Below are 24313 nucleotides of genomic sequence, written 5' to 3'. Positions count from 1 at the left end.
TTACGCCATCTCCTTTTGTTGAAATAGTTGAGATTGTGCCTCATAAAGCCTTTTGTACTCTCCACCTAGCGCCATCAGCTCTTCATGGTTCCCCTCTTCAACGAAAGCACCATCTTTCATCACGATAATGCGGTCTGCTAAGCGGGCCGCTCCCATACGGTGTGTGATAAACAAGACCCCTTGATCTTGCGTATGATCGAATAGCTTTCGAATGAGTGAAATCTCCGATAGCGGATCAAGAGCAGAAGTCGGTTCATCTAAAATGATAAAATCACTTTCTCTAAAGAAGGTTCTCGCCATCGCAAGCTTTTGCCATTGTCCACCAGACAGTTCATGACCTTCTTCAAAAAACCGGCCAAGCTGCGCATCGTATGTTTCTTCCATTTGATGAATTCTTTTCTCTATGCCTGCTTGCCGCGCAGCTGTCACCATGCGCTCTTCCTCATCTATTTCGTCGATACCGCCAAATCCAATGTTTTCTTTCACAGTGAATTCGTACTTCATAAAATCTTGAAAAAGGACAGCCATTCTCGCATGATATGATTTTTTATAAATGGTCGAAATAGACTCACCATTGACCTTTTGCATATTCGGCTTGTCTGGATCATATAAACCGGTCAAACATTTAATCAAGGTCGTCTTACCTGATCCGTTATCCCCCACCAATGCAATGCGTTCACCTTTATTGATATGAAAATGTATATGCTCAATAGCAGGCGTTTTCATATTCGGATAGGTAAAAGAAAGGTTTTCTAGCGTAATGGACCGAATACACTCAATCCTCCGAAGCGATGCCCCTTTCTCTGTCTGTTCATCAATTTCTTCTTCTCTCTTTTGAAAAGTTCTCATTTCATCAATATAGAGACTCGTTTCATATAAACTAGAACATTCCCTCGTTAAGTCTTGAAAACCACTTTGAATATTTTGCACAGCTTGGAGCACAGCGACAAACGTACCCGCTGCTAATTTCTTTTGAAAGATAAGAAAGACAATAAAAAGACCGCAGCACACATAGGCAAATGTCATAAGCAATCCGCCTGCCATCTCCCAGCGAACCTGACGTTTTAGTAATTTATATTTTTCATCAGCACTTTTTACATAATGACCTTTCCATTTTTGAAGAAGATAATGTCCTATTCCATATAAACGGATTTCCTTCAATGAATCTCGCTGTGCAACAAGGTCGGACACATACATTTCTCTTCGATCATTGGCCGTTAACATACGGTTTAATTGATACCGCGCGCCTCCAAAGAAGAGCTCAATCCACAAGACAGGCAGGGTAAATAAGATCAGAATGACCGCCAAACCCCAATGGATACCGATCATATAAATGAGAAGTGATACAACAGTAATCAATGCGCTCATGATTGTAAAAATACTTCTAACCATACTCAGAACATGCTGATGACTGTTCATCACACGTTGACTTTCATTATAAAAAGACGGATGTTCAAATGTAATATATGGCAGCCTGATTGCCTTTTGAAGCAATTCACCCTTCAAATGCAAACCAATCATATTTGTCGCTTTTTGCTGACTAAGTTGAAGAATGAATTGAAGCCCATATCCTAAAACCACAATGACCATTTGCAACCCAAATAACCTTAAGACCTTTTGAATGTCTCCTGAAGAAGTCATGAATAAAATAATTTCATTAATCAATGTTTGAATAATCCAGACACTAGCCAAAGGCATAAAACCAACGATCACTTGGATCAATAGAGTTAACAGCAGATATGATCGACTTCTTTTCCAAGTATAGGAGATTGCATATAAACAATGGTTCACTGTACTCATCAAACGCTCCACCTTACACCATTTAGTATAATTGACATATTTTTGATATTTATATTATGATAGCTCTGCGTAACTTCATTCTGAGAGGACGATAACGATGAATTCAATCTTACTTTTACAGCTCACTCTTATTCTTTGCAGTCTTTTATTGACGATCGGAATCAACATCTATTTAAAACACCAGATGGAATTAATCATCTTACCGATCCAGCATGTCGGACAAAAACTTGTTCATCCGCTAATTGAAAAACCATCACCTATTCAAATGAATGATTTGCTGCAAACCAATCACAAGCAACAGCTGCTTATATTCACTGACACAGCATGTCCGCACTGCATCCCATCACTGGAACAATTCCTAGAAACGAAAAGGCAGCGTCAATTAGACATTTCTTTTAGTATTTTGCTAAAGAATGGGCAAGAAGAGGATCAAGAATTATATCGTGATAACCAAACCAACATGCAAATTATCTCAGTGGACGAACAAATGATAGGCGCCTTTCATATTGAAGAGTTTCCATATTACATCTTGGTAGAAGAAGATGAAACAATCTCATATGCAGCCCCTTTTCCGGATGGTCTTTATTCAAGGATTTCTGCAAAATAAACATAAATGAGGCATGTGAAGACAACAAACACACGCCTCGTTTTTTTATTGGTGTGGATCTGCCTGAACATCCTGATCCTTTTCCCTTGCTGCGATTTCACTCGCTCCACTTGAAGCTGTCGCTTGTTCCTCAGCTTGTTCAAACTCACTGCGAGCCTCATTTGAAATGTCTACTTGGTCACCATGCTGATTCACAGTAACAGACGAAGAAGACGATTCTTTTTGAACCTCTTTCTCTAGTTCCTTTAATTTAGACACATGAAGCTCTAAATCTTTTCCTTGCTGAACTAGAGTCAGTTGTTGAAATAATGCCTTTCTCTCTTCTGGAGAATGGTCGCCTTGAACAATTTTCGCAGCTTGGTTTAAAAAAGAATTTGATGTTTGACCCGCTTGACGACTGTTTGACGTCTGCACAGCATTTGTTAAAAATGAAATTGAAGATATGCTCATGCGTTCACATCCTATTAAATAAAATCCTTGAATTTAGCAGCCACATCTAACGCGTTCTTGGCTAGTACATATCTCACCTGTATCACGATCCACGTAGTAACGGAAAGTTCCAACACCTTGAAGGAAACAAGTTGGCGCTGATTTACATGAAGTGACTAATTTTTGTAAAATACATCTTGAAGCTGCAGGTTGAACATTGGTCATTTTGTTTAAGAAACGATCTAACATATGAATTCCACCTTCCAATTTTTATGGTAATACAACACAATAATAACCAATTAAAAGACAACTAACAACATATTTTGATAAATTTACTAATTATTTTTAACTACTAATCTTATTTATGACATAAACTGTCGTTAAAACTTATAGTAAATGTTACTTTTTTCTTATTTGAAGATAATTTATTTATCCATAAATAGTAAAGTGAAGATAGAAATATTTTTTAATTGCTCTACATTCACTCTTCCTAAAGTACTACTTGCTCAAGTATGATAAAGAGTGAATACATAAAGGAGTGAACACCATTGCAACAAACTGAGAAAATCATTCAATCTCTTCATTCGATCACAAAGTGGGGAAAAGTTGGTAGTATATTTCTCTATATTTCAGGCGGCCTAGCTATTCTTATTGGTTTTTGGCTTGTTCTTCCTGCTGCCCTTGGCGTCTTCCTCATTATGATGGGAATCCATGTACAAAAATCTGTAAACGCAGCTGAACAATTAATTCAAGCTCCTGATACTTCTTATGAAGAGTTATTAGAACAATATGCTAAGATGATGAAAATGCAGACGCTATTTGCCATATCAAGTATTGTCACAGTCATTCTCTCATTCATCGCCATTATCTTGATGCTGATATTAGGTGGCCTAGCCTTTCTTCAAGAAATTCCTAGTGACGTCCAGCAATACGAAGGTGAATACGAACAAGAGCTTGGTGACTTTTATTAATGGAGAGGGGTATCAATGAACATTCGATACCCCTTTTGTTTGATCATTTGGCATTATTCATCCTACTAAGCTTGACATTCCGCCTTGATCATTTTAAAATACAAATCGTAAACATTACGAATTAAAGGAGGATCCTATTACTGATGCGCGTAAAAATTACCTTAGCCTGTACTGAAACGGGTGACAGAAACTATATCACAACAAAGAATAAAAGAACGAACCCGGACCGACTGGAGTTAAAAAAATATTCTCCTCGGCTAAAGAAATATACCCTTCATAGAGAAACAAAATAATTTTTTAGATTTTAAATCGTAATCATTACTTTTTAAGTGAGGCGGAAATCAAAATGAGTATGGTTAAAAGGACAGAAAGAAATGAATAAGCGAATACCTGTTACAGTATTAAGCGGTTTTTTAGGAGCAGGAAAAACAACAATATTAAATCATGTCCTACAAAATCGTAAAGGGTTAAAAGTAGCTGTAATTGTCAATGACATGAGCGAAATTAACATTGATGCAGAACTAGTCAAACAAGGCGGTGAGCTCTCTCGATCAGATGAGAAACTAGTTGAATTGTCTAATGGTTGTATTTGCTGCACATTAAGAGAAGATTTGTTAATCGAAGTAGAGCGCCTGTGTAAAACTGGTCATATTGATTATATTGTCATTGAGTCAACAGGTATTAGTGAACCAATTCCAGTCGCGCAAACTTTCTCTTATATTGATGAAGAAATGGGAATAGATTTGACACGCTTTTGCCGGTTAGACACGATGGTCACTGTTGTAGATGCGAATCGTTTCTGGACCGACTTCCAGTCAGGAGAAAGTTTATTAGACCGTAAACAAGCCGTTTCCGATGATGACGAACGAGAAATTTCCGATTTACTTATTGATCAAATTGAATTTTGTGACGTACTGATTATAAATAAATGTGATCTAGTATCAAACTCAGAATTAGATCGACTTGAGCGCGTGCTGACCACACTTCAACCAGAAGCATCTATCATCAGAACCTCAAAAGGTAAAGTACAGCCAAGTGACATTTTGAATACTGGTTTATTTGACTTTGAAAAATCCAGTGCTTCTGCTGGCTGGATCAAAGAAATCAACGCCGGGCATTCTCAGCATACGCCGGAAACAGAAGAATACCAAATCTCATCTTTTGTTTATGAAAGAAGACTCCCCTTTCATACCGGCAGGTTAAATAATTGGTTAGATCAGATGCCGGAGCAAATAGTTCGCGCTAAAGGATTTACATGGCTTGCCACACATCATGATTTAACCATTTTAATTTCACAGGCCGGAAAATCTGTTGCGATTGAACCAATTGCATACTGGATTGCTGCCTTGCCTGAGCAAGATAAGGCACGGATATTAAAGCAAGAACCAGAGCTTCTTGACGAGTGGGACGCAGAATTTGGTGATCGGCATACAAAACTTGTGTTTATCGGCGTAGATTTGCCTAAAGCAGATATCATTCGCACACTAGATCAATGCTTACTCACACCTGAAGAATTTGATCAAGATTGGACTACATTTGAAGACCCCTTTCAATGGAAAATCCAACACTAAAAAAGGAGGGTTTTAAGTGGCAAAGAAATCTAAGATTGCTAAAGAAAAAAAGCGGCAGCAGCTTGTATTGAAATATGCAGAATTAAGAAAAGAGTTAAAAGAAAAAGGTGACTATGAAGCTTTACGGAAATTACCTAGAGACTCTTCCCCTACCCGCTTAAAAAACCGCTGTGAATTAACCGGCCGCCCTAGAGGTTACTTACGAAAATTTAAAATGTCTAGAATTGCTTTTCGTGAGCTTGCCTATAAGGGCCACATCCCAGGAGTAAAAAAATCGAGCTGGTAAAGATTGAGTTGATCTTATCACAGCTCTCATAAAAGTAAAGTAGCAAAAAATGTTTAAAATTCTATTTTCCAGGCATATCTAAACCTTTTTGAGCTACAAAATAACATTTTAAAAACCAGCAGAGTTTCTGCTGGTTTTTTATAATGACTGGATACATAAGATGAATAGACCTATTTCAAAAAAAGATTGTCAACAATGATTATGACTTTTTCTCTTCTTTTCAAAAATACATGATCATGATACTTTGTTGTCACTACCCACCGATGTATGACATTTCAACTTTTTTCTGATCTTTCTTCTGTTCTCTCTCGGCTGAATATTGATCATGTCTATTCGACCATAGTTCCTTCAATATATTCTTTATATCTTCATTATCTTTAGCCGAGCGAATCATCCGTTTCAGATCAAAACCCGACGAGGCAAAAAGACATGTAAACAATTCACCGCGAGCAGAAAGCCTCGCTCTGTTACATGTTCCACAAAAAGCATCTGAAACAGAAGAAATAATGCCTATCTCTCCTGAACCATCTTTATAAAAGAATCGGTTGGCTACTTCACCTGGATATTGAGGAGGTTCTGGTTTGATAGGAAATGTTGAATCAATTAGACCAATGATCTCTTTCTTTGTCATGACATGCTCTAGATTCCATTTGTTCGTATTTCCAACATCCATAAACTCGATAAATCTGAGAACATGTCCTTCTTTTTTAAAGTAAGCTGCCATTGGTAAAACATCCTGATCATTCACACCTTTTTGAACAACCATATTGATCTTAATAGCAAGTTCAGCTTTTTTTGCAGCCTCAATCCCATCAAACACTTTTTGGATAGAAATATTCCTTCCGTTCATTTGCATAAAACGGTCAGGATTTAATGAATCCATACTAATGGTGACTCTCTGAAGACCTGCTTTCTTTAACTTATCAGCATATAAAGGTAAAAGCGTTCCATTGGTTGTCATAGCAATGTCTTCGATTCCTGGAATTTTTGAGAGCTTTTCTATTAAGATAGGCAAATCTTTTCGCATTAAAGGTTCACCACCCGTGATGCGTATTTTCACCACACCTAAGTCCTTTGCAAAAAGGGTAGCAAGCTGTTCAATTTCTTCGAAACTAAGCAGTTCTTCTTTATTCAAAAAAGGATAATCTGGTCCAAAAATTTCAGCAGGCATACAGTACGTACATCTAAAGTTACAGCGATCTGTTACTGATATTCTTAAATCGCGCAATGGTCGATGTCTCTTATCCAATATACTGTCCATACTTTGCCTCCTATTCTGTAATACGCTGATGGTGAGTGTAGATATTAAAAGATTTTCCTCTGACGAATCCAACTGTCGTGATATTTAATTCTTCTGCCATATTAAGCGCCAGCTCAGTAGGTGCTGATTTTGAGATGACGATCGACACTCCTAGTTTTGCTGCCTTCAATAAAACTTCTGACGATATCCGGCCGCTAAACACAAGGATTTTATCTCTAAGTGGAATTCGATGAAGTAAACAGTATCCATAGATTTTATCTAAAGCATTATGTCTTCCTATATCAGTTCTAGTGATGAATAGCTTCTCTGTGTCACACAGTCCAGCATTATGCACACCACCAGTATGTTGAAATAATTGGCTTTCTTCTTGTAAACACTTCATTAGATGCATACAGGTTTCAGCAGAAATGTTGATTCGATCAATGGCTGTTTTTGCCGTTTTCACATCTTGGAGAAAATAAAAGTGTCTCCCTTTCCCACAACAAGAACCAATCACTCGCTTTGTAAAATCTGATGACTGAAATCCGTTTGGGTGAACTAAATCAACATATGCAAAGCCCATACTTTCATCTATTGTAAACCTTTTAATCTCATTTTCAAATCGAATGACTCCTTCTGAAGCTAAAAAACCGATAACCAATTCTTTCAAATGATCTGGTGAACAAACAAGTGTCACAAATTCCTCTCCATTCACGATCACAGTTAAAGGGAATTCTTCTACAACTTCATCTGTTTTGCAAGTAAATTGGCCTTCACTGTATTGGTGTATGACTCGTTTCTTTTTAACAGAAGGATTCATTGTATGATCTTCCTTTCAGCACAAATTTAGTTATATGATCCAATCAAATTATGATATTATTTTAAAAAGTCATAAAATTGTAACATATTCCTATCTTATCAAACTTTTTGATTGCTTTATATGGGGGGAACAAAATGAACAAATCGAAAAATCGCTGGCTCATTGCAACAAGTGCTGTAGGAATTCATTTATCTATTGGGTCTGTTTATGCTTGGAGTGTTTTTACGAATCCTTTACATCAAGCTTTTCAGTGGTCATTGACAGAAATAAGCTTGACCTTCAGTATTGCTATTTTATTTTTAGGATTATCTGCTGCTTTCATGGGGCATTTCGTTGAAAGGTATGGTCCAAGAGCATCGGGGCTTTTCTCAGCCATTTTCTTCGGTATCGGAATGACAGGATCAGGGTTCGCTGTCCACATGTCCTCACTCCCTCTCCTCTATTTATTTTATGGTGTACTCGCTGGGATAGGATTAGGGGTAGGTTACATTGCACCTGTATCAACTTTAGTGAAATGGTTTCCGGACCGAAGAGGACTTGCAACCGGCTTAGCTATTATGGGTTTTGGATTTGCTTCTCTTATTTGCAGCCCAATTATCCAATATCTCATTGAAAAAGTGGACATCGCAAATACCTTTTACATTCTTGGAATTTCCTATTTTATGATCATGGTGATCTCATCTCTTTATTTATCACCACCAACATCTGAAGACGTCAAACAGTTTGACGTGTTAAAAACAAATCAAAGAAAAATCCCTCAGGATTTATCACAGCTTACAGCAAATGAAGCGATCAAAACAAGACGTTTTTATTATTTGTGGCTCATGCTCTTTATTAATATCACATGCGGAATTGCCATTATTTCAGTTGCATCGCCTCTTGCTCAAGAAAGTGTTGGATTCACTGCAGGTGCTGCAGCTACCCTTGTTGGTATTTTAGGTGCTTTTAATGGTTTAGGGCGGATTGGCTGGGCATCCTTCTCAGATTATATCGGAAGGCCGAATACGTATACAATCTTCTTTAGTATCCAGCTCATTGCCTTTCCTTTACTCCCCTATTTAAAAGAACCGTTCGTCTTTTCAATCGTGATGGCGATCATTTATACGTGCTATGGAGGAGGGTTTGCTTCAATTCCAGCCTATATTGGGGATTTATTTGGCACGAAACAACTTGGTGCCATACACGGTTATATTCTGACTGCCTGGGCCGCTGCTGGTTTAGCTGGACCTTTATTTTCATCCTTTATTCGAGATATAACAGGTAACTACACGCAAAGTCTGATGGTGTTCTCTGGCTTATTTTTCATTGCTTTTATCATATCTCTTCTCATACGGAAAGATATTCAACAGCTTAGAGAAACAAACCTTACTGCTACTTCTTCTGTCTCAGCCCGACCTTAATTTGAATTTGACAGAATCACAATCTAAAGGTAATTTTTAGATATGAAAACGCTTTATAAAGTAATAGGAGGGTGATGATATCATGGGGAGAACAAAACATAAGGGGCCTATTAAGCTTAATAAAAAACCCTCACCAAAGCTATGGGCCTCTTTTGCGCCTATGGGGCTTGGAAAAGTAAAACCGAAACACATTCGAGATACGATGAAAGTGGCATGGGAAAACAAGGATAATCTCCCCTATGCATATCGTATTTTAACGCAGGGCGTGTGTGATGGCTGTGCCCTGGGTGTTTCAGGGTTATATGACCAAACGCTCGCAGGACCTCATATATGCACCACAAGACTAAATGTACTTCGTCTTAATACAATGCCAGCTATTGATCCAAAATGGTTCGAAGATATTCAACAGCTCAAACAAATGGACAGCACCTCTCTTCGCAAACTTGGCCGTATTCCTTATCCACTGATTCGAAAAAAAGGTGACAATGCCTTTACGCGTATTTCCTGGGATGATGCATTAGATCAAATCGCAGCTAAAATCAAATCAATTGATAAACGGCAGCTCGCTTTCTATTTAACGGCTAGAGGAATTACAAATGAAGTCTATTATACCGCTGCGAAGGCAGCTCGCTTTATCGGGACAAATCATATTGATAATGCGTCTCGCATATGTCATTCACCGAGCAAAACCGCTCTTAAACGATCCCTTGGTATAGGAGCCTCCAGCTGTAATTACAACGATTGGATCGGAACGGATGTCTTAATTTTTTGGGGATCTGTCGCAGCAAACAATCAGCCCGTTTCCACTAAATATATGTATGCGGCGAAAAAGAAAGGAACCAAAATTATTGTCATCAATCCGTACAAAGAGCCTGCCATGGAAAAGTACTGGGTTCCCTCTATTCCAGAAAGTGCTCTATTCGGCACAAAAATCGCGGATGATTTCTATCAAGTCAATATAGGCGGCGATATTGCGTTTATGAACGGCGTCATCAAACATTGGTTTGACATGGAGCAGCATGCTCCTCATTCCGCTCTTGATCATGAATTTATTCAAGCCCATACTACCGGCATACAGGATTTAAAGCAGCATGTCGCACAGTTGAAGTGGGAGGACCTAGAAGCATCATCAGGCTTATCAAAAGAAAGAATGAAGGAATTTGCGATCCTCCTTGCCAATGCCAATTCAGGCGTTTTTATTTGGAGTATGGGTCTTACCCAGCACCGCTTTGCAACTGATAATATATCACAGGTCGCCAACCTTGCTATGTTACGTGGATTTATTGGCAGGAAACATTGTGGTGTCATGCCAATTCGGGGGCATAGCGGCGTTCAAGGTTCTGGTGAAATGGGTGCTGATCCATTCGTTTTGCCGGGCAGTGATTTTGATGAAGAGAATATTGAAAGAATCGAAAAAATTTGGGGGTTTGACATTCCGAAATGGCATGGTGACACCATTGGGCAATCCTTTGAGAAAATGGCTCTCCCAAAAGAACATCCGCAAAAACTCAAAATGCTGTTTACGAGCGGCGGAAACTTTTTAGAAACGATGCCAAATCCAGATGCGATCGAAAAAGCTTTATCTGAGCTTGAACTCCGTGTCCATCAAGATATCATTTTGAATACCTCTACACTTGTAGAGGCAGAAGAGACGGTAATTGTTCTGCCTGCTATGACAAGGTATGAACAGCCAGGAGGTGGTACATCAACTAGTACGGAACGCATGGTATATTTCAGTCCAGAAATTGAAGGACCTCGTATTGAGGAAGCCAGAGCAGAATGGGACATTTATATTGATCTTGCAAAAAGAGTCCGGCCAGAAGATGCTGAGCTGATTCATTTCGAAACGGCTGAAGACATTCGCCGTGAGATTGCGGTCGCAAATCGAAACTATGACGGCATACAGCATTTGCGTCATAAAGGAGACGTTTTTCAATGGGGAGGTGCCTGGCTATGTGAAGACGGGGAGTGTCCAACACCGGACGGCAAAGGACATCTTCTTCCTGCCCAGCTGCCTCAATACCGAAAAACCGAGGGACATTTTAATATCACGACAAGAAGAGGAAAGCAATTCAACTCCATGATCTATAGTGAAAAGGATGCGTTTAATGGTGGAAAGCGTCATTCTATCTTGATGAATGACGCAGATGCAAAAGAACTTTATGTCCAAGAAGGTGATCCAGTTGTTTTGTTTAATCAATATGGGTCCTATCAAGGAGTGGCTCAATTCGGGGAGTTGAAACGTGGCAATATCGCTGTTTATTGGCCTGAAGGGAACGTTTTAATTCCAAAGGGTGTGTATGAGAGCTACTCACAGATTCCCGAATATAATACGGCGGCCATATTAGAAAAAGCCGAAACCTTTCATGCAAGAAAAGATCAGCACTACGTGGAGAAACGAATTGATGAATTAGAAACCACTTTGAATTGATCTTCAACTAAAAAACAGCTGGGGAAAACAATCCCCAGCTCCCATTCACATCCTACTGACCAAAAGTGTTCGCTTCATTTTGTAGAATGTGATTCAATTCTTCGGCATTCGCAGCCGGTTGATATTGTCCACCACCCGCTTTGGCAACAGACTTTAGACTTTTTGCTTCTTTTTCATTCACGTCAAAGCCGATGATATTGACGATGGTGTCAATTCCGTCTTCATGTAATTCCTTTGCTGCTTGTGAAGGACTTCCTCCACAAGTTTCTTTACCATCACTGACGACATAGACAATATTTTTTCCTTCAGCCTGGTGATCTTCAAAATCTTGTTTCGTATCTGTTAATGCTTTTGCAAGTGGTGTCCAGCCGGTCGGCTTATACACATTCAGTGCTTGCTGAAATGTTGATGGCTCATATGATCCAAATCCGTAAACGGCTTCAGAGCTTCCACAAGAAACTGCTTTTCCTGCATTTTTATTGGTTCCTTCATGACCAAACACACGTAGCAGGACTTGTGTATCTTCTGATAAAATACTTGCGAAGCTTTGAATAGAACGTTTGGCGATATCGATTTTCTTTTCGCCTTCAACTGATTGTGCCATGCTGCCGCTTAAATCAAGTAATATCACCACATGAGCAGGCTCCTGTTTTGTCACAGCATGAGCTGGTGAAGAAAGAAGCAGGACAAGACTAGCCAAAATGGTTAATACAATATTTCGTTTCATTCATAAAAACCTCCCTTTTTACATTTGTACAGAAAAAGAGAAACGAAAGCATACATCAATCGTTTCCCTTTTGTTCAACAAGTTATTCGTGTAGTTTTAATGATTCTGCCGACAAGATAGAACCCATTTCTTTACCAGTGCTTGCTTGGTAGTATTGGCCTTTACCCGCTTTGGCTACTTGCTTCAATTGACCTTCATAGCCATCGTTAAAGTCTAATCCGATCACATTAACAACAGTCGATCCTTTTGAGTTATGCAATTCTTTTGCTACTTTTACTGGATCTCCGCCACAAGTTTCTTCACCATCAGTGATTAGGTACACAATATGTTTTGTTCCACCATTAAGCTGTTCATCCGTTTGCTTTGCATTTTCAAGAGCACGAGCAATCGGTGTCCAGCCATTTGGTCCAAGTCCGTTTAAAGAGTTTTCAAAGCTTTCTTTTTCGTAAGGCTGTACGCCATAAACGCCTCTAATGACTTCACATGATTGAGCTTTACCTGAATTTTTGTTGTTTCCTTCAGAGCCAAACAAGCTCATACGAATTTTAGCGTCTTTTGGAAGTGACTGAGCAAATTTAAATACCTCTTGTTTTGCGAGGTCAAATTTGCGTTCTCCCTCTACTTTTCTTGCCATGCTTCCACTTGCATCAAGTAAGATAGTAACTCTTACATCTTTGTTATGTTTTTTGACTGTAGATGCTTTTGCAAATACTGGTGAAGAGATTGACATAGATAATGTCAATACAGCTAAGGTTACGAGTGTAAATACTTTTTTCAACATCATTTTTCCTTCCTCCTTATGTATTTAATTGAAACATCTTAATCGTAAAATATTCTGTCTTGGAATGGTATAGGACTCGGTCCCTTTTTCTCTTTCATCAAAATCACTAAAAATCTGTCAGTTGTCTAGATATATTCACCTAACACATCATTTTTTCTTTTGTTTTCTCCTTCTTTCGAGGGGCTTTGTATCGGCCATCGGTTCTTGTCGGGACGTAAATGTTTAAGATTTCCTGAGGTGCGTCTTAAGTCGCAAATTGACACATTCTGTTCAAACCTCTTGGAACACAAAAAAAGATGCCCCATTTCTGAGGCACCTTTGCTTTATTTTTTAGCCATATACGTGTTGAGAAAACGTTCAGCTGATTCAATTTGAACCCCTTTATAATAATGTTTCACGATAGCCTCTACTTTTTTGCCTGACTGTGCCATATAGTGCGCACCATACTGACTCATTCCAACCCCATGGCCATACCCTTTTGTCGTAATGATAATTTGCTGGCCCTGTCGTTCCCATGTAAAGTCCGCTGAATGAAGTCCTAGTGACTCTCGAATGTCTCTGCCTGTCAGTGTTTTACCGTTTATTACGGCTTTCGCTACTTGATTTCCTGGCGTCCGTTCTACTATCTGTCCTACCTGAACCTGCTGAGTGAGCGTCACACCTAATTTTTGCTGAAATTCACTAACTGGGATGGTTTTCTTGTTTTGAAATTTTGGGGATTTTTCGTCCCATTTACTTGAGACACTTTTCAAATATGGGATTTCGTTTTTCCAATAAGCTTCAGCATTTTCCGTTTTTCCGTTACTTGTTGAAAAGAATGAGGCATCAATTGGTTTCTCGTCATAAGTCAGCACTTTTCCTTGTGTGCTGGCGACAGCTTCTGTGACTTTTTTTAACTTCCAATTGTACGCTCTCCCCCAAATTTTCTTGAGTTCCTGCTTGTTTTTATAAACTTGGAACATTTGGGTGTCATCTACAAGAGAGCCCTTTGGTGATTTGACGGTCTTATCGATGATCATTTGTCTGACGATATACGTTCTTGCAGCGAGTGCCTGTGCCTTGAGTGCTTCCATTTCAAAATCAGCTGGCATTTCAGACGCTACGACACCGATCACATACTCTTCTAAGGGGATGTTTTCTACCTGCTGATGAGCTGAACGATAGACGGGGATAGCGACGGGTGATTGCTTCAATTTGACTGTATCCTTCACTTCTTTTTTAACTGATGGCTCCGCTGATACATGCTGGCTTACCTCCGGTTTCCCTTGAAACGTCGGCAACACAAGTAAAGTTGGAATCATTAAAATAATGATGCATATTCCTGCGATTGTCCATATCATTGGTTTCATATTTGGCTGCCCCCATTTGTCATTGAATCTCTTTTATCCTATGGGCGGGGACAAGCTAATATGACAGCTTCTTTCATTCAGTGGACAAGTCTTTTGATGAAGATATGAGGCTGTTTATCAACTGATTTTACTGTTCGTCTTTATGAATAAAATTTAAGATGGTTGGATACACTAATGATAAGCTTTAAAAATAAAGCATTCTATGATTCTAAAAAAAATCAGCATGCCCCATGGACACACTGATTTCTTTATGATTACGCGTTCAGATCTGATACAACTTGTTCTTGTGTCACATCTGCTGTTTCATCGTTTACTCTTTCAATATCTGCACCGATTGCTGCAAGCTTCTGGTGGAAGTTCACATAACCACGATCGATATGCTTCAACTCAGTGACACGTGTATGACCTTCTGCTACTAATCCAGCAAGTACAAGTGCTGCTCCTGCTCTTAAATCAGTCGCTGATACTTCAGCACCTTGAAGTTGAACCGGCCCGTTGATAATCACAGAGCGACCCTCAATTTTAATATCGCCATTCATGCGGCGGAATTCTTCAGCATGCATAAAGCGGTTTTCAAACACCGTTTCTGTAATCATGCTTGTTCCGTTCGCACGAAGCAATAGCGCCATCATCTGAGATTGCATATCCGTTGGGAAACCAGGATGTGGCATTGTTTTTAGATCGATTGGCTTGAGCTCAGATGGTCCAATGACTCTTAAACCTTCTTCTTCTTCAATGATCTGAATACCCATTTCTTCCATTTTTGCTACAAGTGATGTCATGTGCTCTGGCACTGCGCCCTTTACAAGAACATTTCCTTCTGTAATAGCTGCTGCCACCATGAAAGTACCTGCTTCAATTCTGTCAGGGATGATGTTGTGTTTTGCACCGTGAAGTGTTTCCACACCTTCGATTTTGATTGTACCAGTACCAGCTCCGCGAACCTTACCGCCCATGGCATTGATGTAGTTTGCCAAATCAACAATTTCAGGTTCTTTTGCTACGTTTTCTAAAATCGTTGTTCCTTCAGCTAATGCTGCTGCCATGATGATGTTTTCAGTTGCACCGACACTTGGGAAATCCAAATAGATTTTCGCACCTTTTAAACGGCCTTTTACTTCAGCCTCGATGAAACCATTTCCTACTTGAATTTTAGCTCCCATTGCTTCAAAGCCTTTTAAATGCTGGTCAATTGGTCTTGAACCAATCGCACAGCCTCCAGGTAATGCAACTCTTGCATGACCTGTTCTTGCTAAAAGTGGTCCCATGACGAGCACAGACGCTCGCATTTTACGGACATACTCAAACGGAGCCTCAGTTTCTAGTGCATGAGATGCATCCACTGATACTTCGTTATTTTCAAAATGTACTTCTGCTCCTAAATGACGTAACACTTCATTGATTGTATATACATCGGAGAGCGTAGGTACATCACAAATTACGCTTTTTTCTGTACTTGCTAACAAAGATGCAGCGATAACTGGTAAAACGGCATTTTTTGCGCCTTCTACTTTAACTGTGCCGTTTAACTTTTGACCGCCGCGGACGATGATTTTTTCCAAGGTCTTCCCCTCCGCGTCCCAAATTCTCTATATTAATATTCAGTCGTTACGATTGGTGTGCCAACCGTAATCGTATGATTTTCGTTCATTTCCGAACTTCTGATGGCAATTTGAACATTCATTTTATCATTTGAAGTCATAATGAACTGTTCCCACTTATCTGTGTAAGCGGAAAGCGACACAAAATTAGACTCAACGAGATACTCAACTGGTTTTGCTTGAAATTCATTTGCTAACGTTTCAGCTTTTTTTTGCAAAACAACATCCATCATACCATTTACATGACCATCGAGACAAGTAAAAATTACAAATTTCTCTTGTAATATGCTTTTTGCATGACGTACGAACTGATCATATGTATGCTCCCAGGTATTCAGTGGGCGAGCACCTTTTTGCTCATATAATAAATACGACTTTTGATTGGATTTTGTGTCGGTCTTCACGAGTAAAATTTTCGATAAAGTATCATTTTTTTCATCTTTGTAAATTCCTGTGACTTTGGTGACATGTTTCTCTTCTTTTTCGGTCCACTCATACTGTCGTAGTTCGTCTTTCAAACGTTGCACTTTTTTTGAAAATTGTTCGGATGAAATGTCTACATTTGTTTTGGCGTGAAGGGACCATCCATCTACTTCAATTTGCTGGTTTTTCAGACCTTCTGCTATTTGGGCGAGCGGAGAAGATTCTTCCGCACGAACACCTTGAATCATCAGAACAAAAAAAAGAATAAACGCAAATAATGGCCAACCTTTTACATACTTTCTCACTTGTCATTCCCCCTTGCTACAAGTGTTGCCGCAAGGAGGTCTATGCATACGTGGAAAAGTCATCAAAGACCATACTTTTGACGCTTCTTTTTACGTTCCCGCATAAGGCAGTGACCAAACCTTTTATGTTAGAACATATAAGGAATTTGTCTAGAGAAATTTAAGTAATCAAGGAAGAAATTGCTGACTGCAGATGCGATGGCAATGGTAATGAGCATCATCAGCAATCTTGCCTGAACGATTTTCCCTTTTTTAATCAGTGGATCAATATTTACGGCAAGCAATGCCCACCATGTAACCGCAATAAAAAACAGGTGGATCACAATACTCACGATGGCTTGTTGTCCTACGTCTTCCATACAGTTGAATCCTCCTTTTATTTATTTCTGTAAAGGAAAACTCCCTTTCATTATATCCTCGAAAATCGGAAAGATGAATCATTTGGAAAAAAGAGCTACATTTAGAGTAAATCCCCTCTTATCCTGGTGCCAAGGAGATGATATACTGCGTGTGGAAGGAGCTGAACACATTGAAAGATTCTTTTCCTGACTTTGTTGATTTGTACGGAGAACTGGTTCCCTCATTTGATCATGAATGGGAGGCCATTGCTTTCTACTTTGATTATAGACAGACACAGCTAGAAGAATTAGCGCAATTGTGTCATTTTCATAACATTTCTTTGGATTATTCTGAGGAAAGCCTGTATCAGTTAGAATCACTATACTTTGATGCATTTACCAAGCAGCTGTTTGCTGAGTGGAAAATGCCAATAGATGCATTAGAAGCGATGATGAGTGTGTATATGGGAGAGGTTGTCCTCCGTCATCATTCAGATGCTGACTGGGTCGTGCGGCCTTATATGGACTCTCCGCATCAATATACGCTTGGTTTGCGCCGGCACAATAAAACGTGGCATAGTACGCAGTTTTGCGAGCACTTATATCTTGAAAAACAGGATTCTCACCCGTATGTGTCGATGTACCAATCTCTCATGTCATTCTAAAAAAATCCTTCTTATCACAATGATAAGAAGGATTTTCTGTTTTATTTCCCTGCTACATTTAAACGGTTTAACGCCCGTTTTAATGCGAGTTCCGCCCGGCGTACATCACTTTCATTCGGGTGGTTCAAATGCTCTTCAGCACGCTGTTTCGCTGATTTAGCACGATCGACATCAACTTTATCTGATGTTTCAGCGGCCTGAGCAAGAATGGTTACTTGTTCAGGGCGAACTTCAACAAATCCGCCACTTACTGCAACCAATTCAGTTGATCCACTATGTTTTAAGCGAACTGCACCGATTTTTAGCGGAGCAACCATTGGAACGTGGCCAGCTAAAATACCAAGCTCACCGCTTTCTGCTCTGACACTGACCATTTCCACATCCGCTTCATACACTGGGCCGTCGGGAGTAACGATATTGACTTGAACGGTCTTCATGCTTTTACCCTCCTAAGGACCAGATTAGGCCTCTACACCCATCTCTTTGGCTTTTTCAACCACTTCTTCAATGCGTCCAACTAAGCGGAATGCATCTTCTGGAAGGTGATCGTATTTACCAGATAAGATTTCCTTGAAGCCTTTAACAGTTTCTTTCAATGGCACATAAGAACCCTTTTGGCCAGTGAACTGCTCTGCTACGTGGAAGTTTTGAGATAGGAAGAATTGAACACGACGTGCTCTGTGTACCACAAGCTTATCGTCCTCAGATAATTCATCCATACCTAAAATGGCAATGATATCTTGTAGTTCTTTATAACGCTGCAATGTTTGCTGCACTTCACGCGCAATAGCATAGTGCTCTTCACCAACGATCTCAGGTGCAAGTGCACGAGATGTTGAAGCAAGAGGATCAACCGCTGGGTAAATACCCATTTCAGTCAGCTTACGCTCAAGGTTTGTCGTTGCATCAAGGTGAGCGAACGTTGTTGCTGGAGCTGGATCCGTATAGTCATCCGCAGGTACATAGATCGCTTGAATCGATGTAACCGATCCTACGTTTGTAGACGTGATACGCTCTTGCAGCTGACCCATTTCTGTTGCAAGTGTCGGCTGATAACCTACCGCTGAAGGCATACGTCCAAGAAGGGCTGATACTTCAGAACCTGCTTGGGTAAAACGATAGATGTTATCGATGAAGAACAATACGTCTTGACCTAGTTCATCACGGAAATGCTCTGCCATTGTCAAACCAGTTAGGGCAACACGCATACGTGCACCTGGTGGCTCGTTCATTTGGCCGAAGACCATGGCTGTTTTTTCGATAACGCCAGAATCTTTCATTTCGTAGTAAAGGTCGTTTCCTTCACGTGTACGCTCTCCAACACCAGCGAATACAGAAATACCGCCGTGTTCTTGTGCGATGTTGTTGATCAATTCTTGAATCAGAACGGTTTTACCTACACCGGCTCCACCGAATAGACCGATCTTTCCACCCTTGATGTAAGGAGCAAGAAGGTCAACAACTTTAATACCCGTTTCAAGAATTTCAACTTCTGTAGAAAGTTGATCAAAAGAAGGCGCTTGTCTGTGGATTGGATCTCTTTGGGCTTCCACACCAAGTGGCTCATCTAAGTCAATGTTATCTCCCAGTACGTTGAATACACGTCCAAGTGTTACGTTACCAACTGGTACTGAAATTGGTTTTCCAAGGTCTACAGCTTCCATACCGCGCTTCACACCGTCTGTTGATGCCATTGCGATGGTTCTGACTGTATTATCACCTAAATGTAGTGCTACTTCTAAAGTTAAGTCGATAGTAACTTCACTTTCGCTTTCCGCTTTATGCGAAACTCTGATCGCATTATAAATCTCAGGCAAGTGACCGTCTTCAAAATGAACGTCTACGACTGGTCCCATGATCTGACTGATGCGTCCTGTTTTCATTGCATTCCCTCCTGACAATTATTTCTATTCTAAGGCAGCTGCTCCGCCGACAATTTCTGTAATCTCTTGTGTAATCGCTGCTTGACGAGCACGGTTATAAGAGAGTGTCAGGTTGTCGATCAATTCTTTTGCGTTGTCTGTTGCACTCTTCATTGCTGTCATCCTTGCAGCATGTTCACTTGCTTTGCTGTCAAGAAGCGCACCGAAAATCAAACTCTCTGCATATTGAGGAAGGAGAACTTCAAGAATTTCTTCTTCAGAAGGCTCAAACTCATAAGATGCGGAACGTTTATTTGGTGTCGCTGCGGCCGAAAGGTCCGTTAGCGGCAATAATTTCTTCTCTGTTACTTCTTGTGAAATGGCACTGACAAAGTGGTTGTAGAACATGTAAAGTTCGTCAAACGCTTCATCAGAGAACATTTGAACTGTACTGCTTGCTAATTCTTTAATATCAGCAAACGCTACTTCGTCTCCAAGCCCTGTTACTTCAGAAATAACTGGAATACCGCGCTTTTTGAAGAAGTCGCGTCCGATTTTACCAATCACAATCACCGCATATTCATCAGCGGATTGATGACGAGATTGAATGGTTTGGTAAGCGGCACGCAAAATCGAGCTGTTAAAAGGTCCTGCAAGCCCCCGATCAGATGTAATGACGAGATACCCTGTTTTCTTGACAGGTCTTGAAAGAAGCATTGGGTGCTTAGCACTTGTTCCAGTTGCGATTGCAGCAACCACTTCCTGGATTTTCTCCATGTAAGGAACAAAAGACTTCGCATTGTTTTCAGCACGATTCAGTTTCGCAGCTGATACCATTTGCATCGCTTTTGTGATCTGACTCGATTTTTTCGTTGACGTGATCCTTGACTTTATATCGCGTAATGAGGCCAAAGATTTCACCACCTTTTTTCAGGAATCCGTGTTCATTTACGTGAAAAGAGAGAAAAAGAGAATCTTTTTCTCTCGGAAAGATTACTAATTAGTTGCTTGGTGCAAACGTACGTTTAAAGCCTTCGATTGCTGTATTCCACTCTTCATCAGCAGGCATGTTTCCTGTTTGAGAGATGGTGTCAAACAAGTCTTTATGGTTTTCTTCAATGTACATGAATAACTCAGCTTCAAAACGTTTGACATCAGCAATCGCGACATCGTCTAAGTATCCTCTTGTAAGTGCATAAAGAATCGCTACTTGTTTTTCAACTTTAAGCGGTTTGTTCAAGTCTTGTTTTAAGACTTCAACTGTTCTAGCACCACGGTTTAATTTTGCTTGAGTCGCTTGGTCTAGATCAGATCCAAACTGAGCGAATGCTTCAAGCTCACGATAAGAAGCAAGATCCAGACGAAGTGTACCTGCTACCTTTTTCATCGCTTTGATTTGTGCAGAACCACCTACACGAGATACAGACAATCCTGCGTTTACTGCTGGACGTACGCCTGAGAAGAAGAGATCAGATTGTAAGAAAATCTGTCCATCTGTGATTGAAATAACGTTTGTTGGGATATATGCAGAGATATCGCCAGCTTGCGTTTCTACGAAAGGCAATGCTGTGATAGAACCGCCACCCTTTTCGTCACTAAGCTTCGCTGCACGCTCTAATAAACGAGAGTGAAGATAGAAAACATCACCAGGGAATGCCTCACGACCTGGAGGACGGCGAAGCAATAATGAAAGCTCACGGTAAGCTGCCGCTTGTTTAGAAAGGTCATCATATACAACAAGTACGTGCTTGCCGTTATACATGAATTCCTCACCCATCGTTACACCTGCATAAGGAGCAAGGTAAAGAAGCGGGGCTGGCTGTGATGCAGAAGCTGTGACTACGATTGTGTAATCAAGCGCACCATGCTTACGAAGTGTTTCAACAACACCACGAACCGTTGATTCTTTTTGTCCGATCGCTACATAAATACAGATCATGTCTTGATCTTTTTGGTTTAGGATCGTATCAATTGCAACAGATGTTTTACCTGTTTGACGGTCACCAATGATCAATTCACGCTGTCCGCGTCCGATTGGAATCAAGGCATCAATTGCTTTAATCCCTGTTTGAAGCGGCTCATGTACAGATTTACGATCCATAACGCCTGGTGCTTCACTTTCGATTGGACGAGTTTTGCTCGTTAAGATTGGACCTAGTCCATCAACAGGCTGACCAAGTGGGTTCACAATACGTCCGATTAATTCTTCACCTACTGGAACCTCCATGATACGACCTGTACGTTTTACATCGTCACCTTCACGGATATCTTTGTAAGGTCCTAAAATCACGATACCTACGTTAGACTCCTCAAGGTTTTGAGCCATACCCATTACACCATTAGAGAACTCAACCAGCTCTCCTGCCATAATGTTGTCAAGGCCATGTACACGCGCGATACCGTCCCCTACTTGAATGACTGTACCGACATCTTTTACTTCAATTTCAGATTGATAGTTTTGGATTTGCTGCTTTATCAGCGCGCTAATCTCTTCAGCTTTGATACTCACTAAGGTTTCACCCCTTCTAACGATTTTCGCCTGCAAGCTGACGTTCAATGCGGGAAAGCTTTCCGCTGACACTGCCGTCATAAATGCGGTTTCCGATACGGATTTTCACTCCGCCTATTAGATCCTTGTCAATCACATTTTCAACACGCAGTGATGTGACTCCGGCTTTTTTGGCAAATACTTCAGATAAAGATTGAATTTCAGCGCCGCTCAGCGGTTTCACTGAATACACGACCGCATCGTCTATTTGTTTCGTGCGGTTTGCAAGTTTCACAAACTCAGACGTCATTTCAGAGAAAATATTCGTGCGTCCGCGGTCAATCAATAAATACATTGTGTGCAATACATGTGTCGAAACACCTTTGAAAGCTTCTGCAATCAAATGTTTCTTTTTATCTGCCGTAATCTTTGGATGAACAAGAAAGTCATTCAATTCTTGGTCAGCCTTTAGAACTTTTTTGATCTCATTCAGCTCTTTTTCAGTTTCGTCTACTGCCGAAGAAGCAAGAACGATGTCAAAAAGAGCAGAAGCGTAACGCTTAGAGACAATAGTCACGCTCATCGGCTTTCGCCTGCCTCTTTAAGATACTCTTGAATCAATTTCTCTTGTGCTTGCTCATCAAGTTCTCTTTCAATCACTTTAGATGCAATGAGTACAGATAGTGATGCAACCTGCTCGCGCAGTGCAGCCACAGCTTGTTCTTTTTCTTTCACGATTTCAGTTCTAGCAGACTCTTTCAAGCGCTCTGACTCTTGACGTGCTGCTTGAATGATCTCTTCTTTTTGTTTCTCACCAATCTTTTTCGCATTTTCGATGAGTGTATGTGATTCTTCGCGTGCTTCTTTCAATAAGACACGTTGTTCTTCAAGAAGCTTTTCAGCTTGAACGTGCTTTTGTTCAGCACTTGAAATTTCATTTCCTATATAATCTTCACGCTGCTTCATAATACCTAATAAAGGTTTAAGCGCAAATTTCTTTAAAAGTGCAAGCAGGATGAGCATAGCGATAAGCTGGAATAACATATCCCCGGCGTTGAAACTTAAGCCACCTGCTCCTAAAACCACTGGTAACTGAGACATTTAGTACGGCAACTCCCTTCTTTAAATAATATGTTAAGAAACAAAACATAAAGGAATGGCGAAGTTTCGAACTAATCTGATCTTCGCCATTAAAATTCATATTAGAACGCTTCTCACATATTAACCAAAGAATGCCAAGAATGCGATAACGACAGCGATAATTGGAAGTGCCTCAACTAAAGCGACCCCGATGAACATAAGTGTTCTTAGTTCTCTACCAGCTTCTGGCTGACGAGCGATTCCTTCAACTGTTTTAGATACGATTAGACCGTTACCAATACCTGCTCCTAGTGCTCCCAAACCGATTGCAATTGCTGCTGCTATTAAATTCATTAAAAAGCTCCTCCTTTAAAATAACGTCCTTTTTGGACTCTCAATTTTTTAGTGTTCATCGCTGACTTTATGGGAAATGTACACCATTGTCAGCATGGTGAAGATAAATGCTTGGATTGTTCCGACAAACAAACTGAATGCCTGCCATACAATCATCGGCACGATGGCACCTAATGTACCAACGATACCAAGTGCAATGTTTTGCGTGTAGAAATTGGTCGCAAGTCCTGCAAGCAAACCAAGAAGAATCTCTCCAGCAAAAATGTTTCCATAAAGACGCAAACCAAGTGTTAGCGTGTTTGCAAATTCTTCAATAAGTTTCAATGGTACTAAAAGCGGAATTGGTCTAAAGTAGTCTTTCGTATATTCCTTGACTCCTTTTGCCTTGACACCGTAGTAATGTGTCAATCCCATGACCATAATCGCTAGTGTCATTGTGATTGCAGGGTCTGCTGTTGGTGATTTCCACCACAAGTTGTGATCGACCGTAATCGAGAATGGCAGTCCAAGCATGTTTGAAACAAATATGTACATGAGTAATGTAACGCCAAGCGCTAGAAATGGGGCTCCTGTTTTCATGTCCATCGAACTACCTATGATATTTCGAACAAAATCAACAATCCATTCCATGAAGTTCTGCGCCTTTGTCGGACGAATAGACAGAACACGAGTAGTCAGCACCGCTATGAGAAGAACGATGATACTAGCAATCGTAATCATGAGAACATTGGATAAGTTGAACGTTAACCCTAAAAATTCTGTAGTTTTTGAACTGTGACCCAAAG

At 40.2% G+C, this 24313-nt stretch carries 26 protein-coding genes; 8 read left to right on the top strand and 18 right to left on the bottom strand.

What is annotated here, in order from left to right:
- Entirely contained in the window at positions 1-1800 is a 1800-nt protein-coding gene (locus tag ACSSTM_RS13745) for an ABC transporter ATP-binding protein (RefSeq protein WP_095285689.1), read from the bottom strand.
- A 97-nt stretch (positions 1801-1897) separates the two neighbouring features.
- On the opposite strand from ACSSTM_RS13745, the gene ACSSTM_RS13740 reads away from it, so the two are divergent.
- A complete protein-coding gene (locus tag ACSSTM_RS13740; RefSeq protein WP_437404209.1) occupies positions 1898-2407 on the top strand; it encodes a thiol:disulfide interchange protein in 510 nt (169 codons plus the stop codon).
- Between the two features lie 45 nt (positions 2408-2452).
- Here ACSSTM_RS13740 and ACSSTM_RS13735 read toward each other — a convergent pair whose 3' ends face one another.
- On the bottom strand, positions 2453-2857 hold the full coding sequence (locus ACSSTM_RS13735) for a hypothetical protein (RefSeq protein WP_034660263.1): 405 nt from the start codon (positions 2855-2857) through the stop codon (positions 2453-2455).
- Positions 2858-3384: 527 nt separating this feature from the next.
- Between ACSSTM_RS13735 and ACSSTM_RS13730 the strand changes: the two genes are divergently transcribed.
- The 4 genes from ACSSTM_RS13730 (at position 3385) to rpsN (ending at position 5664) form a co-directional block, all read left to right on the top strand.
- Entirely contained in the window at positions 3385-3807 is a 423-nt protein-coding gene (locus tag ACSSTM_RS13730; RefSeq protein WP_034660265.1) for a DUF5362 family protein, read from the top strand.
- Between the two features lie 143 nt (positions 3808-3950).
- A complete protein-coding gene (gene rpmG, locus ACSSTM_RS13725; protein WP_003214771.1) occupies positions 3951-4100 on the top strand; it encodes a 50S ribosomal protein L33 in 150 nt (49 codons plus the stop codon).
- An 81-nt stretch (positions 4101-4181) separates the two neighbouring features.
- On the top strand, positions 4182-5378 hold the full coding sequence (locus ACSSTM_RS13720; protein WP_060597482.1) for a GTP-binding protein: 1197 nt from the start codon (positions 4182-4184) through the stop codon (positions 5376-5378).
- Positions 5379-5394: 16 nt separating this feature from the next.
- The gene (gene rpsN / locus ACSSTM_RS13715) at positions 5395-5664 is read left to right on the top strand and encodes a 30S ribosomal protein S14 (protein WP_025093900.1); all 270 of its coding nucleotides are present in this window, start codon (positions 5395-5397) and stop codon (positions 5662-5664) included.
- A 253-nt stretch (positions 5665-5917) separates the two neighbouring features.
- Here the strand turns inward: rpsN and moaA are convergent, their stop codons facing one another.
- Positions 5918-6925 (bottom strand): GTP 3',8-cyclase MoaA, encoded by a 1008-nt coding sequence (moaA, locus tag ACSSTM_RS13710; protein WP_309416084.1) that lies wholly within the window; start codon positions 6923-6925, stop codon positions 5918-5920.
- Positions 6926-6935: 10 nt separating this feature from the next.
- Positions 6936-7724, bottom strand: coding sequence for a formate dehydrogenase accessory sulfurtransferase FdhD (gene fdhD, locus ACSSTM_RS13705; protein ID WP_034660270.1), 789 nt, complete (start codon positions 7722-7724; stop codon positions 6936-6938).
- A gap of 134 nt (positions 7725-7858) precedes the next feature.
- Here fdhD and ACSSTM_RS13700 point away from each other — a divergent pair, with 134 nt between their 5' ends.
- Together ACSSTM_RS13700 and ACSSTM_RS13695 are read left to right on the top strand one after the other, a co-directional pair.
- The gene (locus ACSSTM_RS13700; protein ID WP_309416082.1) at positions 7859-9124 is read left to right on the top strand and encodes an L-lactate MFS transporter; all 1266 of its coding nucleotides are present in this window, start codon (positions 7859-7861) and stop codon (positions 9122-9124) included.
- An 82-nt stretch (positions 9125-9206) separates the two neighbouring features.
- Positions 9207-11555 carry an FdhF/YdeP family oxidoreductase gene (locus ACSSTM_RS13695; protein WP_437404208.1) on the top strand — a complete coding sequence of 783 codons (2349 nt, stop codon included), beginning with the start codon at positions 9207-9209 and terminating at the stop codon, positions 11553-11555.
- A 52-nt stretch (positions 11556-11607) separates the two neighbouring features.
- Here the strand turns inward: ACSSTM_RS13695 and ACSSTM_RS13690 are convergent, their stop codons facing one another.
- The 6 genes from ACSSTM_RS13690 to ACSSTM_RS13665 form a co-directional block, all read right to left on the bottom strand.
- Positions 11608-12282 carry a VWA domain-containing protein gene (locus ACSSTM_RS13690; protein WP_187704208.1) on the bottom strand — a complete coding sequence of 225 codons (675 nt, stop codon included), beginning with the start codon at positions 12280-12282 and terminating at the stop codon, positions 11608-11610.
- A gap of 82 nt (positions 12283-12364) precedes the next feature.
- Entirely contained in the window at positions 12365-13063 is a 699-nt protein-coding gene (locus tag ACSSTM_RS13685) for a VWA domain-containing protein (protein WP_080869567.1), read from the bottom strand.
- Positions 13064-13386: 323 nt separating this feature from the next.
- Positions 13387-14412 carry a stage II sporulation protein D gene (gene spoIID / locus ACSSTM_RS13680; RefSeq protein ID WP_437404207.1) on the bottom strand — a complete coding sequence of 342 codons (1026 nt, stop codon included), beginning with the start codon at positions 14410-14412 and terminating at the stop codon, positions 13387-13389.
- Between the two features lie 254 nt (positions 14413-14666).
- Positions 14667-15974, bottom strand: a complete 1308-nt coding sequence (gene murA / locus ACSSTM_RS13675) for a UDP-N-acetylglucosamine 1-carboxyvinyltransferase (RefSeq protein ID WP_034660278.1) — start codon at positions 15972-15974, stop codon at positions 14667-14669.
- Positions 15975-16006: 32 nt separating this feature from the next.
- Entirely contained in the window at positions 16007-16741 is a 735-nt protein-coding gene (locus ACSSTM_RS13670; protein WP_095285682.1) for a YwmB family TATA-box binding protein, read from the bottom strand.
- Positions 16742-16869: 128 nt separating this feature from the next.
- Positions 16870-17100, bottom strand: coding sequence for a DUF1146 family protein (locus ACSSTM_RS13665; RefSeq protein WP_034660280.1), 231 nt, complete (start codon positions 17098-17100; stop codon positions 16870-16872).
- Positions 17101-17237: 137 nt separating this feature from the next.
- On the opposite strand from ACSSTM_RS13665, the gene ACSSTM_RS13660 reads away from it, so the two are divergent.
- A complete protein-coding gene (locus ACSSTM_RS13660; RefSeq protein ID WP_374955720.1) occupies positions 17238-17744 on the top strand; it encodes a hypothetical protein in 507 nt (168 codons plus the stop codon).
- A 41-nt stretch (positions 17745-17785) separates the two neighbouring features.
- Here ACSSTM_RS13660 and ACSSTM_RS13655 read toward each other — a convergent pair whose 3' ends face one another.
- From ACSSTM_RS13655 to atpB, 8 genes are all read right to left on the bottom strand, one after another.
- The gene (locus ACSSTM_RS13655; RefSeq protein ID WP_034660282.1) at positions 17786-18181 is read right to left on the bottom strand and encodes a F0F1 ATP synthase subunit epsilon; all 396 of its coding nucleotides are present in this window, start codon (positions 18179-18181) and stop codon (positions 17786-17788) included.
- Between the two features lie 24 nt (positions 18182-18205).
- Complete coding sequence (gene atpD, locus ACSSTM_RS13650; RefSeq protein ID WP_034660283.1) at positions 18206-19627, bottom strand: F0F1 ATP synthase subunit beta; 1422 nt, start codon at positions 19625-19627, stop codon at positions 18206-18208.
- Between the two features lie 24 nt (positions 19628-19651).
- A complete protein-coding gene (locus ACSSTM_RS13645; protein WP_034660284.1) occupies positions 19652-20518 on the bottom strand; it encodes a F0F1 ATP synthase subunit gamma in 867 nt (288 codons plus the stop codon).
- Between the two features lie 88 nt (positions 20519-20606).
- Positions 20607-22115, bottom strand: a complete 1509-nt coding sequence (gene atpA / locus ACSSTM_RS13640) for a F0F1 ATP synthase subunit alpha (protein WP_034660286.1) — start codon at positions 22113-22115, stop codon at positions 20607-20609.
- 16 nt (positions 22116-22131) lie between these two features.
- Positions 22132-22677: a F0F1 ATP synthase subunit delta gene (locus ACSSTM_RS13635; protein WP_034660287.1), complete on the bottom strand. Its 546-nt coding sequence runs from the start codon at positions 22675-22677 to the stop codon at positions 22132-22134.
- A complete protein-coding gene (gene atpF, locus ACSSTM_RS13630) occupies positions 22674-23195 on the bottom strand; it encodes a F0F1 ATP synthase subunit B (protein ID WP_034660288.1) in 522 nt (173 codons plus the stop codon). Before atpF ends, ACSSTM_RS13635 begins: the two co-directional genes overlap by 4 nt.
- A gap of 120 nt (positions 23196-23315) precedes the next feature.
- Entirely contained in the window at positions 23316-23528 is a 213-nt protein-coding gene (gene atpE, locus ACSSTM_RS13625; protein WP_003214968.1) for a F0F1 ATP synthase subunit C, read from the bottom strand.
- 48 nt (positions 23529-23576) lie between these two features.
- A complete protein-coding gene (gene atpB / locus ACSSTM_RS13620) occupies positions 23577-24311 on the bottom strand; it encodes a F0F1 ATP synthase subunit A (RefSeq protein WP_003215198.1) in 735 nt (244 codons plus the stop codon).
- Positions 24312-24313: the final 2 nt, after the last annotated feature.

The sequence above is a fragment of the Bacillus sp. RK1064 genome (genome assembly GCF_051488405.1).
Classification (GTDB): Bacteria; Bacillota; Bacilli; order Bacillales; family Bacillaceae; genus Bacillus.
Note: the sequence above shows the minus strand (reverse complement) of the source record. Positions and strands in the feature narration are given on the sequence as shown.